Raw genomic sequence first — 16020 nt, forward strand, 5'->3', positions numbered from 1 at the left:
ACGGTGTTCGGGCTCGCCGCCTATGTCTTCACCGAGGACAGGCGCCGCATCCGGCGCGTCAGCGAGTCGCTCGAGACCGGCATGGTGGGCGTCAACACCGGGCTGATCTCGAACGAGGTCGCGCCCTTCGGCGGCGTCAAGCAGTCGGGTCTGGGCCGCGAAGGCTCGCGGCATGGCATCGAGGACTATCTGGAACTCAAGTATGTATGCCTTCAGGATTGAGCCGGGTTCCGCCCGCGAAGCGCAATCACGACTGTTCGCGTTCCGGAGCCGGTAGCAGCGTGGTGCTGAGCCAGGCGCGAATCTTGGCCAGCACGGGGTCGTTCCACTTGCTGATGGGCGCGACGAAGTAGTAGCCGCCGAGTCGCACGCAAGAATTGACGACCTCGACCAGCTCGCCGGCCGCGATGCGGTCGCTCGCCAGCGAGTCGCTCACCAGGGCGACGCCTTGCCCCAGGCGCGCGGCTTCGAGCGTGAGGTGCCCATGCCAGAGCCGCGTGCCTCGCAGCGGCGGAATGTCTGTCAAGCCCGTCGATTCGAGCCAGCTTTCCCAAAGCGCCGTCGATTTCTCGTGCAACAGAGGCAGCTGGAGCAACTGCCCTGATGTGGCCACCTTCGGAAAGCGCCTGAGCAGCGCCGGGCTGGCCACCGGGATGATGCGGGGCCGCATGAGCAGTTCGGCCTTCAGCCCGTCCGCAACCTGGGGGCTCTCGAGATAGATGATTTCGGCGTCGGCTTCGTCCTTGCCGAAATCCGGGCGCGAAGTGGTGGGCTGCAAGATGACGACCGTGCCCGTCAGGCTGGCCTCGAGGGCCGGCAGGCGGGCCAGAAGCCTGTGCGTGGCCAGCCCCGCCATGCAGCAGATGTGAATGGCGTCGCCGCGCTCATGCGCAAGCTCGGCCGTTGCCTCGGTCAGGATGTCGAACGCACGCCGGGCCTTGGCGGCGAAGCGCTCTCCCTCGCGCGTGAGGGCCAGCCCGCGGCCGCTCTTCCTGACCAGCTTGACGCCGACCGCCTCTTCCAGATTCTGAATGTGGCGCGACACCACCGTGTGCGACACGGAAAGGTCGTCCGCTGCTGCCCTGACGCTGCCCATGCGGCTGTAGGAATCGAAGGCTCGGACGGTGATCAGCGGAGGCAGGCGGCGAGTGGGCATGGTGTCGTGAACAAGCGTGGCAAATTCCGTGCCGTGGCCAAATCCGGACGCCAGCCGGATTTGGTGCACTCCACGCACCAAAGTGCGTCGATCGCCTATTCTGCGATTCGATCTGCCGCCCACGTCCCCGGGTCGACCCTAGTCAACGGGCGAGCGACGCGCCACACTTCAGGACCAAGACGCCGGCTTCCGGGCCGCCGCCTTTCGCGTGTTGTTTCACGACCGATTGCAAGTGATCCTGCAGGTCCGTATCGAAGGGCAGGGCGGAGCGGCTGTCGAGGCTCGCGTGCACGGCAAGTTGCTCCATGGTGGCGGCGAGCTGGCCGGTCTGCAGATTCGTCAGTTCCAGGAAGCTGTGCAGGCGCAATGGATCCACGCCGACGAGCCGCATGCCGACCGCCAGTGGTACGCCTGCGGTCAATTCCTTCAGATACCGGATGCGCACGTCGACCGTAAATACACCGCGCCGGGTCGTTCGGGTGTAGGTCTCGCCGATTCCGACCGGATCCAGCAGCGCGAACCCCACCTCGTCGAAAAGCGCGGCATAGCGCGCCATGTTCATGTGGCCGTAGACGTCGATCCATTCGGGCTTGACGACGTGGCCTTCGGACAGCAGGGGACTTTTTGCTTGCTTCATTGGGCGTTGCTCCTGAGTGTCAAGACCCTCGGGTCGAGGTCTTCGCGAGGTCCAGCGTCGCATTGTGATTCGCGGACGACCGGCAATTGGTGCGTTTAAGGCACCAATCGCGAACAAGCTAACTGCTTGTTGAGAGGATGGGGCATTTCTACCATTCGGCGATGAACATGCACCACAGCCTCTGTATCAGCCATGGCGGGGTGAGCCCTTGAACGTCGCTGGCAAGGCCGCGATCGTCGGCATCCACGAATCCACCCGGCGGGATGCACCCCAGGTCCATCCCTTTACGCTGCAGATGGAATGCGTGCTCGGGGCTCTGGCAGACGCGGGCCTGTCGCTCTCCGACGTCGACGGCCTGTGCTGCGCCTCGGGCGACTGGGCAGAAGGCGGCGCGGTCGAGAGCGTGATCGAGTTTGCCGAGTACGCGGGCCTGCGCCCCACCTATTTCGACGGCACCGACGTGGGCGGATGTTCCTACATCGTCCACCTGGGCCGCGCCGCCACCGCGATCGCCACGGGACAGGCGGAGGTCGTGGTCATCAGCTATGCCGCCTGCCCGCGTTGGTGGCCGTTGAAGACGCCCTCTTTCGATCCGTTCGTGTTCCCTGCGGGTCCGGGCCAGTACGAACTTCCCTACGACCCGACGCTGATATCGACCTACGCGCTGTTCACCCGGCGCCACATGCATCGCTACGGCACAACGCGCGAGCAACTGGCGCAGGTCGCGGTGACCTTCCGTCAGCATGCGGCGGGCAACCCGGATGCCCGCATGCGCACTCCGATCACCGTCGAAGACGTGGTCGCCTCGCCGCTGGTAGCCTCCCCGCTGCGGCGACTGGACTGCTGCGTGGTGACCGACGGCGGCGGTGCCGTGGTGCTCGCCAGCCGCGAAAGGGCGCGCGATCTGAGGAGGCGGCCGGTGCATGTGGCGGGCTTCGGCGCTGCGATCCACCGCACGCAGATCAGCCAGATCGACCGCGACCTGCGTACGCCGGCGACCCTGTCGGGATCACGCGCCTTCGCGATGGCGGGGCTGACGCCGTCGGACGTCGATGTCGCGCAGCTCTACGACGCCTTCACCATCACGCCGATGCTGGCGCTGGAAGACCTGGGCTTCTGCGCCCCAGGAGAGAGCGGCCCCTTCGTGCAGGACGGCAACCTCACCCTGGGGGGGCGGCTGCCGTGCAATACCGATGGCGGCGGCCTGTCTTCGAACCACCCTGGCAAGCGCGGCATCTTCACGCTGATCGAAAGCACGCGCCAACTGCGCGGTGAGGGACCCGGCGTGCAGGTGCCCGATGCGGAAGTGGCGCTGGCGCACGGACTGGGCGGCACCTTTTGTGCTGCAGCCACTGCCATCCTGACCATCTAGGAACCGCTGTGACAGAACGAACCCACCCCGTGCACGACGAAACCAGCGAGCCCTACTGGCAGGCGGCCCGGTCGCGCAAGCTGCTGATCCAGCAATGCCCGGCCACGGGCAAATACCAGTGGTACCCGCGCGCGCACTCCCTCCATGCGCCGGAATACCGGCCGGTCTGGGTCGAAGCCAGCGGTCGCGGCACGCTCTTCTCTTTCACCGTTATCCACCGCGGCAACGGTCCGCGCCGTCCCGCCTACACCTGCGCCATCGTGGAGCTCGAGGAAGGCGTGATGTTCTTCTGCACGCTCAAGGGCATCGAGGAGCACGAGATCGCGATCGGCATGGCCGTGCAAGTGGACTTTGAACAGGTGGACGACACCCTCACCCTCCCATTCTTCAAACCAGCCGCAGCCGCATGACCCCCACCATCTACCTTGACGACATTGCAGCGGGACAGACTTTCACCTCGAGCCGCGTCACGATCACCGAAGCGCACATCGTCTGGTTTGCAGGCCTGACGGGCGACTTCAATCCGCTCCACATGGATGCGGAGGCCGCCAGGGACACGCCTTTCGGGCGCAGGATCGCGCACGGCATGCTGTCGCACGCCATGAGCACCGGCATGCGCTCGGAGGTGGACCAATGGGCGATGCTGGCCTTCCTCGAGACCCGGCGCAAATTCGTAAACCCGGTGTTCGCCGGCGATACCCTGCACTACGTCGGCACGGTGCTGGAAGCCCGCAACAGCACGTCGAAGGACGACCGCGGGATCGTGCGGGTCGGCATTTCGCTGCGCAAGCAGGATGACACGGTGGTGCAGGAAGGCGAAGACGTGTTCGCATTGTTCCGGAAGGGGGCGGCATGACGCGGGAACATCGACTCGCGGGCCGTACCGCACTGGTCACGGGCGGCGGCGGTGGTATCGGCGCGGCCGTCTGCCGGCGCCTTGCACAGGAGGGCGCCGCCGTCATCGTTGCCGACCTTCCTTCGTCCGGCGCAGCGGCACTCGCCGCAAAATTGGTCGCTCAGGGGCATGCGGCCACGGCGGTCGAGCTGGATGTCTCCAGCCGCGCAAGCTGGGATGCCGCCGTCGCTTCGCTGGCGCCGGCCTTCCAGGGCTGGCAGATTCTCGTCAACGTGGCCGGCATCGTGCGCGATCGTTCGCTGGGCAAGATGTCCGACGATGAATGGAACGCGGTGATGGACGTCTGCCTGCGCGGCAGCTGGCTGGGCTGCCAAGCCGCGTTCGCCGCCATCGACAAGAGCGGCTGGGGGCGCATCGTCAACATTGCCTCGACCGCCGTCTTTGGTACCTTCGGCCAGGCCAACTATTCGGCAGCGAAGGCGGGACTCCTCGGTCTGACCCACACGGCGGCGCTGGAAGGCGGCAAGAGGGGCATTCTTGTGAACGCGGTGGCCCCAGGCGTGGTCAACACCTCGATCACGCATGGGGTGCCCGACGCCGTGCGCCAGGAGTGGGTTCAGCGCACGCCGCTGGGCCGGATCGGCGAGCCTGCGGAAATCGCGTCCGTGGTCGCCTTTCTGGCCTCGGACGATGCCAGCTTCATCACGGGCCAGACCATCGTCGTGGATGGCGGTGCCACCACGGGCGACTACTAGTTTTCTCAGCTCGTTCTTTCAGCTCTTCAATCTAGGAAACATCATGTCCGACAAGCTCTCGCGCCGTCGTCTCGTCCAATCCGGCGTCGCCTTGGGGGCGATCGCAGGCCTCGGCATCGTGCCGGCTTTCGCGCAGGAAGACGAGCTCTATGCAGCCGCCAAGAAGGAGGGCAAGCTCGCGCTCTACTGGGGCTCGTACGAACAGAAGACGGCAGAGGAATTCCGCGATGCCTTCAAAGCCCGCTACCCGGGCATCGAGGTCAGTCTGCTTCGCCAGGGATCGCAGACGGTCTACAACCGGCTGCGGCTCGAACTGCAGAACGACGTGGCCGAGTGCGATTCGCTCGGCACGACGAACATCCTTCATTTCATCGACCTGAAGAAGGCCAACGCGTTGCTGCCGTACGAGCCGCGCGGCCTCGACATGGTTCCGGCCGGCGTGCGCAAGCTCGATCCGGATTCCGCCTTCACGTTGGGCGCGATCAGCCTGACCAGCATCAATTTCCAGTCCGCCAAGGTGCGCAAGCCGCCGGCGAGCTGGCTCGCGTTGCTGGACGACGAATGGCAAGGCAAGATCACGATCGGCAGTCCGGCGGCTTCCGGCGACGTCGCCAGCTGGGTGGTCGCGATGCGCTCGAAGTACGGCGACGACTTCCTGCGCCGGTTGGCCCGGCAGCGGCCGAAGATCGGCCAGTCGAACGTCGACACGGTGACGGACATCCTCTCGGGCGAGCGCCTGGTCGGTGCCGCCGCGCCGTTCAGCTATACGCTGGCCCAGAAGGCCGCCGGCAACCCGATCGACGTGGCGGTGCCGAGCGACGACCTGATCCTGAACCTCGGCGTGATGGCCATCCTGAAGAACGCGCCCCACCCGAACGCCGCCAAGCTGTACCACAGCTTCCTGTACTCGAAGGAGGCTTCGCAGATCCTCTCGAAGAACTTCTGGCCCACGCTGCGCACCGATGTCGCATGGGCCGACGGCCGCAGCCTGGACAGCATCAAGTGGTACCGGAACAAGCCCGACAACCTGGCCGCGGAGGTGGCCGAAGGCATCGCGAAGTGGAAAGAGATCATGCGCTGAGCACGGACAGGAAAGCACCCGTGCCACGATTCCTTCGCAACGCTCAACCATCGAAAGTTGTCGCCACCCTGGTGGTGACGGTCTGCCTGTGGTTCCTGGTGGTCCAGCCCTTCGGCTGGATCCTCTTCAACAGCGTCCACGATGACTTGACCAAGGCGTGGACCCTGGGCAACTACGCCCGCATCCTGACGCAGGGCGACCTGATCGGTCCGATCCTCAATTCGCTGCTGCTCGCCACCGTGGTGGCGATCGTGTCGGTGCTGATCGGCGTGCCGGTCGCCTGGCTGGTGTCGAGGACGGACCTGCCGGCGCGCGGCCTCGTGAGGACGCTCACGCTGGCCGCTTTCGTGACGCCGTCCTTCGTCGGCGCCACGGCCTGGATCCTGCTCGGCGCGCCGAACTCGGGCTGGCTCAACAACCTCTGGCGCTCCATGACTGGGAGCGAGGCGGCGTTGTTCGACATCTATTCGATGACGGGCGCGGTCTTCGTCAGCGCGATCTATACGGTGCCGTTCACCTTCACCATCGTGAGCAGCGCGCTCGAATCGATGGCCGTTGAGCTCGAGGACGCCGCGACCACGCTCGGCAGCGGCACCTGGCGGACCATGGGGAGCGTCACCATCCCGCTGGTCATGCCGGCCATCATCGCCGGATTCATCCTCTCGTTCATCCAGGGCCTGACCCTGTTCGGCGTCCCGGCCTTCCTGCTCGGACCGAGCGGCGTGCAGGTGGTCACGACGCGGCTCGCCGAGCTGTACCAACAGTTTCCCCCGGAGCTGTTTCTGGCCGCGGCCTATTGCGTTCCCTTGCTGCTGATCACCTCGGCGCTCTTCCTGGTGCGGCGGCGCATCCTGGGACGCCGCCGCTTCACGGTGATCTCCGGCAAGGCACGCGGCACGAAGCGTATTGCGCTGAAGAGATGGCGCTGGCCCGCCTTCGCGTTCGCGCTGCTCGTGCCGCTGACGGCCATCGTGCTGCCCTATGCGGCGCTGCTGGTCGTGTCGCTCAGCAAGGCCTGGGGCCGGGGCCTCGGCTTTGACAACCTCACGCTCGACTGGTACGTGCTGCTGCTGACCGGCAACGTCGAGACACGCACTGCTATTTTCAATTCCTTCGGCTTCGCGATCGCGGGCGCCACTATCTGCGTGCTGCTGGGTACGGTGGTCGCCTACCTGGTCGAGCGCAAGTCGGTGCGCTTCACGGGGCTGCTGGCGGGGCTGGCCACCCTGCCCATCGTCATCCCGGGCGTGGTGCTGTCGGTGGGCTTCTTCGCGGCCTACGCCAAGGCGCCATTCGGCCTCTACGGCACGCCGTGGATCCTGATCGCGGCCTTTTCGGCCACCTTTCTTCCGATCGCGTTCACCCAGGGCTCCGCGCTGATCAAGGGCATTTCGCCCGACCTCGAACGCGTGGCGCGAAGCCTTGGCGCTACGGAAGTGCAGGCATTCGCGCACATCACGGCGCCACTGCTGCGCAACGGACTGATCGCGGCGTGGCTGCTGGTCTTCATTCCCATCATCAGGGAGCTGTCGGTCGCGATCTTCCTTGTCACTCCCAAGACCAATGTCATGACAACGCTCATCTACAACGCCAAGGACGGCGGCAACTACGAGACTCTCTGCGCCATGAGCGTGCTGCTGGTCGTCAGCACCATCGTCCTCGTCGCAGTCGCGCGGCTGGCCACGGCGGGCGGCGCACGCATCGGTGCCCGGCGCGCCGCGCGCCATGCGCTCAGGACCACGGAGGTGATGGCATGAGCAGCATCCGCATCGCGAAGTTGCGCAAGGACTTCGGCGCGCAGCGCGCCCTTCACGACATTGACATGGCCATCGAAAACGGCACATTGCTCGCGCTGCTGGGCCCTTCCGGATGCGGCAAGTCGACCACGTTGCAGTTGCTGGCCGGGTTCGAACAGCCAACCGCTGGCGAGATCTGGGCCGACGATCAGCTGCTCTCCAGTGCGCGGCAGGTGGTGGGCCCCGAGAAACGCGGCGTCTCGCTGGTGTTCCAGAACTACGCCGTGTGGCCGCACAAGACGGTGGCCGAGAACGTGGCCTTTGGTCTCAAGCTGAAGAAGTATTCTTCCGCCGAGATCGGGCAGCGGCTGAAGATGGTGCTGCAGACGGTACAGCTGAACGCCTTGCGCGATCGCTACCCGTCCGAGCTCTCAGGCGGCCAGCAGCAGCGCGTGGCCCTCGCCCGTGCGCTCGCGGTTGAGCCCCGGATCCTGCTGCTCGACGAACCGCTCTCGAACCTCGACGCCAGCCTGCGCGAGGAGATGCGCTTCGAGATTCGCCGGGTCCACGAGGCGCTGGGCATCACGACCGTGCTGGTCACCCACGACCAGGCCGACGCGCTGGCCACTGCCGACCGCGTGGCGGTCATGCACGCCGGGCGCGTCGAGCAGCTGGGTACACCCGAAGAGCTGTTCGATCGACCTGCGAATGCCTTCGTTGCCACCTTCATCGGCAGCAACAACGAGCTGCGCGGGCGCTATCTCGGCGCGGGCCGCGTCGGCTTCGGCGACCAGGTGCTGCTGGGCCGCGCCAGCGCGCCACTGGCAGACGGCAGCGCGGTGTCGCTGTGCATTCGCCCGTCCAAGGTCACGCTGGCCGGGGACGCGCCGGACGCTGCGCCGAACTGCAATCTTCTGCGAGGCACCGTCGTGCGTTCGTCCTATCTCGGCGAATACCGCGACGTCTCGCTGCGTACGGCGCAGGACCAGGTCCTGCGCATCCACGTGCCGCCGCGGGTCCGCGCCGAAGTCGGTGCGGACCTCACCGCCTGCCTGCCGGTCGACGACTGCCAGGTGCTCTCCCTCAGCCAAGCCTGAAAGCCCCCATGCTGCAAGACCTGCCCGCCAACCAAGCCATCGTGCGCAAGCGCCAGGGCGCCACCGAATGGATCATCTTCAACCGTCCAGCCGCCCGCAATGCGCTGACCCACGAGATGGAGAGCGCCTTGACCGGCCTCTTCCGGGAGCTCGGCGCGGACAAGGACGTTCGTGCCGTGGTGCTGACCGGGGCACCGGGCAGCAAGCCGGCGTTCGTGGCGGGCCAGGACATGGGTGACCTCGGGGACGCCAACTCTGCGGTGAGCTCGATGGCGATGGAGGTCAACTCCGAAGACATGCTGGAGTCGCTGGAGCAGCTGCGCGTGCCCACTATCTCGGCCATGGCCGGTGCCTGCGTCGGCGTCGGCGCGCTGATGGCCGCAGCCTGTGACATCCGGATCGCGGCGCCGTCGTTGCGCTTCGGCTTTCCTATCGCACGAACGGTCGGCAACTGCCTGTCCATCAAGAACTATGCGCGGCTGGTCGGGATGATCGGCTACGCACGGACGAAGGACATGGTGTTCGACGCTGCGCTGCTGGACGCTTCGGCTGCGCTGGCTGCCGGCGCAGTGCGTGAAGTGGTGCAGGCCGAAGACCGCCTGCTGCAACGCGCGCAGGAGATCGGCGACCATCTGGCCACGCTCGCGCCGCTGACGCTGTGGGCGACCAAGGAAGCGCTTCGCCGCCTTCGCGATGCCTCGCTGCCCAAGGACGCGGACGACGACCTGCTGCTCGCGTGCTACCTCTCCAGCGACTACGAGGAAGGCATCTCCGCCTTCATGCAGAAACGTGCGCCGGTCTTCACCGGCGCCTGAACGAAGCCCGAAACAACACAAGGAAGCTGGAATGACAGAAACACAGGAGAACGCGCGGGGCCCGCTTGCCGGCGTGCGCGTGCTCGACGTGACGCACATGCTGGCGGGGCCCTATTGCACCTGGCTGCTGGGTGCGCTGGGCGCCGACGTGATCAAGATCGAAAGGCCCCAGAGCGGCGACTTCACCCGGATCATCGAGCCGATGGTCGACGAAGAGAGCATCTATTTCCTGAGCGTCAATCGGAACAAGCGAAGCGTCACGATCAACCTCAAGGATCCGCGCGGCAAGGCGCTCTTCGAGAAGATCGCGGCCACCTGCGACGTGCTGGTCGAAAACAACCGGGCGGGGGTCATGGACCGACTCGGACTCGGCAAGGAAGACCTGGCGAAGATCAATCCGCGCCTGATCTACACCTCCATCTCGGGCTTCGGCCAGGACGGCCCCTACCGCCACAAGCCGGCCTTCGACGTCGTGGCGCAGGCGCTGTCGGGAATGATGAGCATCACCGGCGAGCCGGGCGGTGGGCCGTGCCGCGTGGGCGCGTCCATCGGTGACATCGGCGCGAGCCTTTTCGCGGCTGTCGGCATCTTGGCGGCGCTCCAGCAGCGCAGCAGTACCGGCCGCGCGGAGGCCATCGATATCGCCATGCTCGACTGCCAGTTGGCCTTGATGGAGAACGCGGTCGCGCGCTACCTGAACAACGACGATATCCCGAAGGCCCTTGGCAGCCGGCACCCGCTGATCGCGCCATTCCAGGCCTTCGCGACGCTGGATCGCCCGATCGCGGTCTGCGTCGACACGAACGAGCAGTGGGTGCGCATGTGCAGGGCCATGGAGATCGAAGAACTGCTGGCGGACGAGCGCTTCCCGACGGGTTCGCGGCGCGCGGCCAATCACGCCGAGCTCGAACCGCTGCTGAAGGCTGTCTTCGGCCGCAAGACGCGCGCCCAGTGGCTGGATCTGTTCGATGCCGCGGACGTTCCCGCGAGCGCCATCAACTCGGTCGAGGAGGCCTTGGTGGATCCGCAGGTGCAGCATCGACGCATGGTGGTCGAGGTGCCGATCGGATCGGGCAGGAAGTTCATCGACATTCCCATCCACATGCGCGACGGCGCCCGCCCGCCGCAGAGGCCCGCTCCTGGGCTGGGCGAGCACAACCGGCAAGTGCTGGCCGAACTCGACATGGGCGAGGAAGAAATCGACGCCCTCGAGCGCGACCGCGTCATCTGATTCCGCTGCGCATCGCGGCGAAGAATGAACGGGCACGGCGCAGGCAAGGAAGGGACCAGTGCTTCCGGCACCATGTCCGCGCTCGCCTCGCTGGCTGCGATCATCGGCGCGGCCCTGTTCAATCAGGCGGCCCACGGGGCACTTCAGGTCTACCTGCCGCTGCACATGCTCGCGGCGGGAGCCGCCACCGCATGGATCGGGGCGGTTTCATCGGCCTTTGCCGCCGGCTTCCTCTTCGGCTGCTTCATGGCCGTGCGAATGGTTCGGCAGATCGGCCATATCTGGACCTTTTCGATCTGCGCGGTGTCGCAGGCGATGCTCACGCTCGCGCTGTGGCTGGCGCCGAGTCCGGCCGCCTGGAGCGGCATCCGGTTCCTGATGGGCATCGCGGGCGCATGCGTCGCGGTGGTGTACGAAAGCTGGATCAACGAGCGCACCGCGCCCGCGTTGCGCGGACACGTCTTCGGCCTCTACAACGTGCTGAACAGGCTGAGTCAGATCGGCGGGCAACTGGCGTCGGCATGGCTCACGCTGGCAGGGTCGTTCGCGGCATTCGGCTTGATCGGCCTCCTGTTCGCGATCTCGCTCGTGCCGGTCGGGCTGACGCGTGCGGTCGCCCCGCCGCCGCCGGGCGTGGCATGGCTGCCGATGCGCCAGATCTGGAGGGCATCGCCGCTCGGCCTCGCTGCGGCGCTCCACGCCGGGCTGGTCGGCGGCGTTCTGATCGCAATAATGCCGGTCTACGCCCAGGCGCGGGGCTTCGACGCGAAGACCGCCGCATTGCTGGCCGCGGCGGCCCAGGCAGGCTGTCTTCTGACGCAGTGGCCCCTGGGCGCCGCTGTGGACAGGCACGGCGGTTTGCGCGTGATAGGCGCCTGTGCTGCAGTTTCCGCGTCTGCCTCCCTGGGGCTGTTCGCATGGCAGCCGGGTCCCTCGATGGCGCCAGGATTTTCGGCCTTGGCGGCACTGCTTGGTGGCACGGTACTGCCCATGTATGCACTGTCGCTCGCGCATGCGTCGCAGCTCACGATCGCCGGCAAGGGCCAGGGAGCTGTCGGCTTGTCGAGCGCGCTGCTTGCCAGTTGGTCGGCAGGCTCCGTGGTAGGCCCTGTGGTCGTCGCGTTGGCGATGTCGTTTTGGGGGCCTTCGGCGCTGGCGATATGCCTCGCGTTGTCTTCCGCGCTTCTGGGCGCCTGTGCGCTGAAAGGTGCATGCAGCGCATCCGAGCGATGCACAGAAACTGATTGTCCCGCGCGAAGACGCCCTTGACACTTCGCAGGACTCGGCAGTTGCTCATTTGCTGCCCCTTCCTTATCTCACCTTTTTCGGGAATCCACCATGCCATCGGAACCCTTTGTCAACGAAAGCCTCTTCTCGGCCTTGCGCGCCGCCTTTCCTTCCGAGCTGAGTGCCTTGGCCATCGACACCGCCAACGGGACCCGCTACACGTGGCGTGACATCGACGTTGCGACGGCGCAGATCGCCAACCTGCTCGACGCGCTGGCGCTGCCCGCGGGCTCCCGCGTCGCGGTGCAGGTCGACAAGTCGGTGGAGGCGATGCTGCTCTATCTTGCAACGCTGCGTGCAGGCCTCGTGTTCGTGCCGCTCAACATCGCCTACCAGAGCGCGGAGATCGCCTACTTCATCGAGAACGCGGGGCCGGCCGTGGTGGTCTGCGCGTCTCGCAATGCCGCGTGGGTCGACGATGTCGCGCGTGAGGCCGGCGTAGCGCATCTCTTCACCCTCGACGACGACCAGACGGGCTCGTTGCTGGAGCGCTCGGCGGCAATGCCGGCCGCGCACGAGGCCGTGGCGCGACGCGGCACCGATCTCGCATCCATCATCTATACGAGCGGCACTACCGGACGCAGCAAGGGTGCCATGCTCAGTCATGGCAACCTGTTGTCCAACGCGCTGGTCCTCAAGGACTACTGGGGCTGGCGGCCTGGCGACGTGCTCATCCATGCGCTGCCCATTTTCCATGTGCACGGTCTTTTCGTGGCCCTCCACGGTGCGCTCATCAGCGGCAGCCGGATGATCTGGTTCGACAAGTTCGAGCCGAAGTCCGTGCTGCGCAGGATGCCCGAAGCCAGTGTCTTCATGGGCGTGCCCACGCTCTACACGCGCCTGCTGGCCGATCCTGGCCTGGATCGCGATGCCGTGCGCAACATGCGCTTGTTCCTGGCCGGATCGGCGCCGTTGCAGGTCGAGACATTCCACGCCTGGTCGGCTCGTACGGGCCACGAGATCGTCGAGCGCTATGGAATGAGCGAGACCCTCATGCTGAGTTCCAATCCCTACCATCACGCAGCAGGCCGCCGGAGGGCGGGAACTGTCGGCCACGCACTGCCCGGCGTGCAATTGCGTGTGGCGCAGGACGGCCGGCGTTCGGCAGTGGATGAGATCGGCGGCATCGAAGTCAAGGGGCCGAGCGTTTTCAGTGGCTATTGGCGTATGCCGGAGAAGACGCGTGAGGAGTTCACGGGGGACGGATTCTTCAAGACCGGAGACGTGGGCAGGATCGATGGCGCCGGCTATCTCTCCATTGTCGGAAGAAGCAAGGACTTGATCATCAGCGGCGGCTATAACGTCTATCCGGCCGAGATCGAGCGCTGCCTCGATGAACTGCCGGAGGTTGTCGAGAGCGCAGTGGTCGGCCTGCCGCATCCGGATTTTGGCGAGGTCGGCGTGGCGGTGGTCGTTGTGAGGGCAGGGGCGCAGCTGCAAGAGGCAGACATCCTTTCGCGCCTCAGGACCAGGCTCGCCAACTTCAAGGTGCCGAAGCGTTGTTTCGAGGTGGACGCGCTGCCGCGCAATGTGATGGGAAAGGTGCAGAAGAATCTGCTTCGCGAACGGTTCCGGCCCCTGTTCTTCCAGTCCCCGGCAGAGACGCAGTCCGTGGAGTGATCCGGGAGGCGCCTGGGGGTCGAGCTGCAGGCATAGGAGTGACAGGGCATTGTCCCGCGACTTTGATCTTGACGTCGAGAATGCCTACCCCGGTGAGGCGAGAGCACCGAGTGCAACGCACCCGGTCAGCGCTTCATGTACTGCGTCTTTCCGAACAGCACTGGCTCTGTCGCAATAGCAGCGCCGGCCTGAGCGAGCGCGGTTTCTCGGTGTCGCTCAGAAAGCCAGCAAATAAAACTGCGATGCCGCGGGCGAGGCTTGGCTTTGGGCGCGGTGGAGTTGGCCCTTCTTGATCATGTGCATCAACTCAATGCCGGCAATCAGGATACGTGCGCAGCGAAAGGACTTGAACCCCAGCATGGGACGCACGACACGTTTGATCGCGCGATGGTCCTGCTCCACGACGTTATTGAGGTATTTGCTCTGCCGCAGTTCGATGGCCACCCCGGCGTCATCGTTGACGCTCTGGATGACAGCCGTGTTGGCGCCGCTCTTGTCGATGGTGATCTTCTCGGGCACGCCATGCAGTCCGATGGCCTGCTCCAGGAAACGACGTGCGGCAGCGCGGTCTCTCTTGGCGCGCAGCAGAAAGTCAACGGTGTCGCCGTCTCGATCCACGGCGCGGTGCAGATACTTCCACTGGCCGGCGACCTTGATATAGATTTCGTCCATTCGCCAACTCGTGCCCACGCGGCGTTTGCGTCGCCGGAACACCGACGCCAGTATGGGCAGTATCTTGATCGCCCAGCGATGGACCGTGGCGTGATCGACAGATACGCCGCGCTCGGCCATCATCTATTCAATGTGCCGCAGGCTCAGCGGATAGGCCGCGTACCATCGCGCGCACACCAGCATCACCTCCAGCGGGTAATGCATCCGCTTGATCACCTTGCGCAAAGCCTCGATCACGTTTTCGTCCAGTCAACAGTTCCGCCTCAGCTTACCAACCTCGGCTTAGCGCGACAGAACCGTCGACGCTGCCCATGCGCGTGCCGCGTCCGCCGGCCAGCAGCAATCCCGTGATGTCGGCAGGCGCGATGGTCTGCGCGGGCATGGCGGGCGCCTGCATCATCCGCCGATGTAGCTCATCTCGACGCGGCGCGGCGCCTTGTCATCGGCGTGGCCGGTTTCGGCATAGGCCCAGCGCTGCGCCGTCTCGCCGGGTGTGGAGGGCTGCAGTGGCACCAGCGGAACTCGACGTGGATGCGCGCGATGACGTCGGCCGAGGGCAGCACTTCGTTCATGCGCCAGCCGTTGGTGGCGCCCACATCCATGTACTCGATGAAGCGCAGCACCACTCCGGTGCCGCGGAAGTACCGCGCCATGCGTAGGATCTCCCGTTCGTTGGTGCCGCGCTTGACGACCATGTTGACCTTTAGCGGACCGAGGCCTGCGGCCTGCGCGGCCTCGATGCCCGCCAGCACGTCGGCGACCGGGAAGTCGATGTCGTTCATGCGGCGAAACACCGTATCGTCCAGCCCGTCCAGGCTGACGGTGACACGGCGTAGCCCCGCGGCCTTCAGGGCGGCCGCCTTGCGTGAGAGCAGCGAGCCGTTAGTGGTGAGGGTGAGCTCCAGGGGGGCGCCTTCCGCTGTGCGGATCTGCGCGAGCTGCTCCACCAGCAGCTCGATGTTCTTGCGCAGCAGCGGCTCGCCGCCGGTGAGCCGGATCTTGCGCACGCCCTGCTGCACGAATAGCCTGGCCGTGCGGGTGATCTCCTCAAAGCTCAGCAGTGCGTTATTCGGCAGGTAGACATGGTCCTTGTCAAATACCTCCTTGGGCATGCAGTAGCTGCAGCGGAAGTTGCAGCGGTCGGTGACGCTGATGCGCAAGTCGGTGAGCGGGCGGCCCAGGCGGTCCGACAACTGTGCGCCAGGATCGGGCCTGCTGGACGCCGCCACCTCAAGCGAAGGCACTGCGGCGGGCTGACTGAGCATCGGGATGACGCGCATTGATGATCGAGAACTGCCGGGATCAGGTTTCACGTCATCGGGATCCATTGCCAGCGCTCGGCTGCCAGTTTCTGGTCATAGCGTTTCCTGGCGTTCTTGTCGTGCAAGGTGTCTCTGGCATGCCGTAGGCTTTCTTCGCTCTCGCCGGTCGCCCACAGCCACAGCTGCCGGCGCCAGCCAACCTTGGGCAGGCCCGCGAGACGCTGCAAGTAGGCGTGCTCGATTTCATGTTCGCCCGCATCGAGCCCGATCTGGAGTAGTGCATAGTGGCTGAGGTGCAGTGAGGTCATGTGCTCTCCATCGCTCCCGAAAGGCATGAGGCAAGTCAGAATCAATCCATATTAGATCGGTATGGTCCTGAAAATTCCTATTCTGGATCCAATCATCGGTAAAATGGTGCGAATCAATCCAAATTAACCACCAAA

At 65.5% G+C, this 16020-nt stretch carries 16 protein-coding genes and 2 pseudogenes; 12 read left to right on the top strand and 6 right to left on the bottom strand.

What is annotated here, in order from left to right:
* Positions 1 to 222, top strand: a 222-nt coding sequence (locus AC1D3B_RS25210) for an aldehyde dehydrogenase family protein (RefSeq protein WP_478192646.1), incomplete at its 5' end; no start/stop codon positions are given.
* A gap of 25 nt (positions 223 to 247) precedes the next feature.
* Here the strand turns inward: AC1D3B_RS25210 and AC1D3B_RS25215 are convergent.
* Positions 248 to 1156, bottom strand: coding sequence for a LysR family transcriptional regulator (locus tag AC1D3B_RS25215; RefSeq protein ID WP_478193414.1), 909 nt, complete (start codon positions 1154 to 1156; stop codon positions 248 to 250).
* 142 nt (positions 1157 to 1298) lie between these two features.
* Positions 1299 to 1793, bottom strand: a complete 495-nt coding sequence (locus AC1D3B_RS25220) for a thioesterase family protein (RefSeq protein ID WP_478193415.1) — start codon at positions 1791 to 1793, stop codon at positions 1299 to 1301.
* 208 nt (positions 1794 to 2001) lie between these two features.
* On the opposite strand from AC1D3B_RS25220, the gene AC1D3B_RS25225 reads away from it, so the two are divergent.
* The 11 genes from AC1D3B_RS25225 (at position 2002) to AC1D3B_RS25275 (ending at position 13643) form a co-directional block, all read left to right on the top strand.
* Positions 2002 to 3165 carry an acetyl-CoA acetyltransferase gene (locus AC1D3B_RS25225; RefSeq protein WP_478193416.1) on the top strand — a complete coding sequence of 388 codons (1164 nt, stop codon included), beginning with the start codon at positions 2002 to 2004 and terminating at the stop codon, positions 3163 to 3165.
* Positions 3166 to 3173: 8 nt separating this feature from the next.
* On the top strand, positions 3174 to 3575 hold the full coding sequence (locus tag AC1D3B_RS25230; RefSeq protein WP_478193417.1) for a Zn-ribbon domain-containing OB-fold protein: 402 nt from the start codon (positions 3174 to 3176) through the stop codon (positions 3573 to 3575).
* Entirely contained in the window at positions 3572 to 4021 is a 450-nt protein-coding gene (locus tag AC1D3B_RS25235) for a MaoC family dehydratase (RefSeq protein WP_478193418.1), read from the top strand. Before AC1D3B_RS25230 ends, AC1D3B_RS25235 begins: the two co-directional genes overlap by 4 nt.
* Positions 4018 to 4776 carry a 3-oxoacyl-ACP reductase FabG gene (fabG, locus tag AC1D3B_RS25240; RefSeq protein ID WP_478193419.1) on the top strand — a complete coding sequence of 253 codons (759 nt, stop codon included), beginning with the start codon at positions 4018 to 4020 and terminating at the stop codon, positions 4774 to 4776. Before AC1D3B_RS25235 ends, fabG begins: the two co-directional genes overlap by 4 nt.
* Before the next feature lie 43 nt (positions 4777 to 4819).
* Positions 4820 to 5857 (top strand): ABC transporter substrate-binding protein, encoded by a 1038-nt coding sequence (locus AC1D3B_RS25245; RefSeq protein WP_478193420.1) that lies wholly within the window; start codon positions 4820 to 4822, stop codon positions 5855 to 5857.
* A 20-nt stretch (positions 5858 to 5877) separates the two neighbouring features.
* Entirely contained in the window at positions 5878 to 7614 is a 1737-nt protein-coding gene (locus tag AC1D3B_RS25250) for an ABC transporter permease (protein WP_478193421.1), read from the top strand.
* Positions 7611 to 8690 carry an ABC transporter ATP-binding protein gene (locus AC1D3B_RS25255; RefSeq protein ID WP_478193422.1) on the top strand — a complete coding sequence of 360 codons (1080 nt, stop codon included), beginning with the start codon at positions 7611 to 7613 and terminating at the stop codon, positions 8688 to 8690. Before AC1D3B_RS25250 ends, AC1D3B_RS25255 begins: the two co-directional genes overlap by 4 nt.
* Before the next feature lie 8 nt (positions 8691 to 8698).
* Entirely contained in the window at positions 8699 to 9505 is an 807-nt protein-coding gene (locus tag AC1D3B_RS25260) for an enoyl-CoA hydratase (protein ID WP_478193423.1), read from the top strand.
* A 31-nt stretch (positions 9506 to 9536) separates the two neighbouring features.
* Positions 9537 to 10736, top strand: a complete 1200-nt coding sequence (locus AC1D3B_RS25265; RefSeq protein WP_478193424.1) for a CaiB/BaiF CoA transferase family protein — start codon at positions 9537 to 9539, stop codon at positions 10734 to 10736.
* Between the two features lie 24 nt (positions 10737 to 10760).
* Entirely contained in the window at positions 10761 to 12005 is a 1245-nt protein-coding gene (locus tag AC1D3B_RS25270; protein ID WP_478193425.1) for an MFS transporter, read from the top strand.
* A 69-nt stretch (positions 12006 to 12074) separates the two neighbouring features.
* Positions 12075 to 13643: a malonate--CoA ligase gene (locus AC1D3B_RS25275; protein ID WP_478193426.1), complete on the top strand. Its 1569-nt coding sequence runs from the start codon at positions 12075 to 12077 to the stop codon at positions 13641 to 13643.
* 216 nt (positions 13644 to 13859) lie between these two features.
* Here AC1D3B_RS25275 and AC1D3B_RS25280 read toward each other — a convergent pair.
* From AC1D3B_RS25280 to AC1D3B_RS25295, 4 genes and pseudogenes are all read right to left on the bottom strand, one after another.
* Positions 13860 to 14519: pseudogene (locus AC1D3B_RS25280) on the bottom strand (IS6 family transposase).
* A gap of 64 nt (positions 14520 to 14583) precedes the next feature.
* Positions 14584 to 14715, bottom strand: coding sequence for a hypothetical protein (locus AC1D3B_RS25285; protein WP_478193427.1), 132 nt, complete (start codon positions 14713 to 14715; stop codon positions 14584 to 14586).
* Between the two features lie 56 nt (positions 14716 to 14771).
* Positions 14772 to 15595: pseudogene (locus tag AC1D3B_RS25290) on the bottom strand (GTP 3',8-cyclase MoaA); the annotation flags it as partial.
* Positions 15596 to 15624: 29 nt separating this feature from the next.
* A complete protein-coding gene (locus AC1D3B_RS25295) occupies positions 15625 to 15885 on the bottom strand; it encodes a hypothetical protein (RefSeq protein WP_478193428.1) in 261 nt (86 codons plus the stop codon).
* Between the last annotated feature and the right edge of the window lie 135 nt (positions 15886 to 16020).

Source organism: Variovorax sp. P5_A3 (assembly GCF_056400665.1).

What these genes read in the sequence shown, in the direction of transcription:
- AC1D3B_RS25265 (WP_478193424.1), top strand. Translation starts at nt 9,537, where the DNA reads ATGACAGAAACACAGGAGAACGCGCGGGGCCCGCTTGCCGGCGTGCGC.
- AC1D3B_RS25220 (WP_478193415.1), bottom strand. Translation starts at nt 1,793, where the DNA reads ATGAAGCAAGCAAAAAGTCCCCTGCTGTCCGAAGGCCACGTCGTCAAG.
- fabG (WP_478193419.1), top strand. Translation starts at nt 4,018, where the DNA reads ATGACGCGGGAACATCGACTCGCGGGCCGTACCGCACTGGTCACGGGC.
- AC1D3B_RS25275 (WP_478193426.1), top strand. Translation starts at nt 12,075, where the DNA reads ATGCCATCGGAACCCTTTGTCAACGAAAGCCTCTTCTCGGCCTTGCGC.
- AC1D3B_RS25285 (WP_478193427.1), bottom strand. Translation starts at nt 14,715, where the DNA reads ATGATGCAGGCGCCCGCCATGCCCGCGCAGACCATCGCGCCTGCCGAC.
- AC1D3B_RS25255 (WP_478193422.1), top strand. Translation starts at nt 7,611, where the DNA reads ATGAGCAGCATCCGCATCGCGAAGTTGCGCAAGGACTTCGGCGCGCAG.
- AC1D3B_RS25270 (WP_478193425.1), top strand. Translation starts at nt 10,761, where the DNA reads ATGAACGGGCACGGCGCAGGCAAGGAAGGGACCAGTGCTTCCGGCACC.
- AC1D3B_RS25295 (WP_478193428.1), bottom strand. Translation starts at nt 15,885, where the DNA reads ATGACCTCACTGCACCTCAGCCACTATGCACTACTCCAGATCGGGCTC.
- AC1D3B_RS25245 (WP_478193420.1), top strand. Translation starts at nt 4,820, where the DNA reads ATGTCCGACAAGCTCTCGCGCCGTCGTCTCGTCCAATCCGGCGTCGCC.
- AC1D3B_RS25215 (WP_478193414.1), bottom strand. Translation starts at nt 1,156, where the DNA reads ATGCCCACTCGCCGCCTGCCTCCGCTGATCACCGTCCGAGCCTTCGAT.
- AC1D3B_RS25235 (WP_478193418.1), top strand. Translation starts at nt 3,572, where the DNA reads ATGACCCCCACCATCTACCTTGACGACATTGCAGCGGGACAGACTTTC.
- AC1D3B_RS25260 (WP_478193423.1), top strand. Translation starts at nt 8,699, where the DNA reads ATGCTGCAAGACCTGCCCGCCAACCAAGCCATCGTGCGCAAGCGCCAG.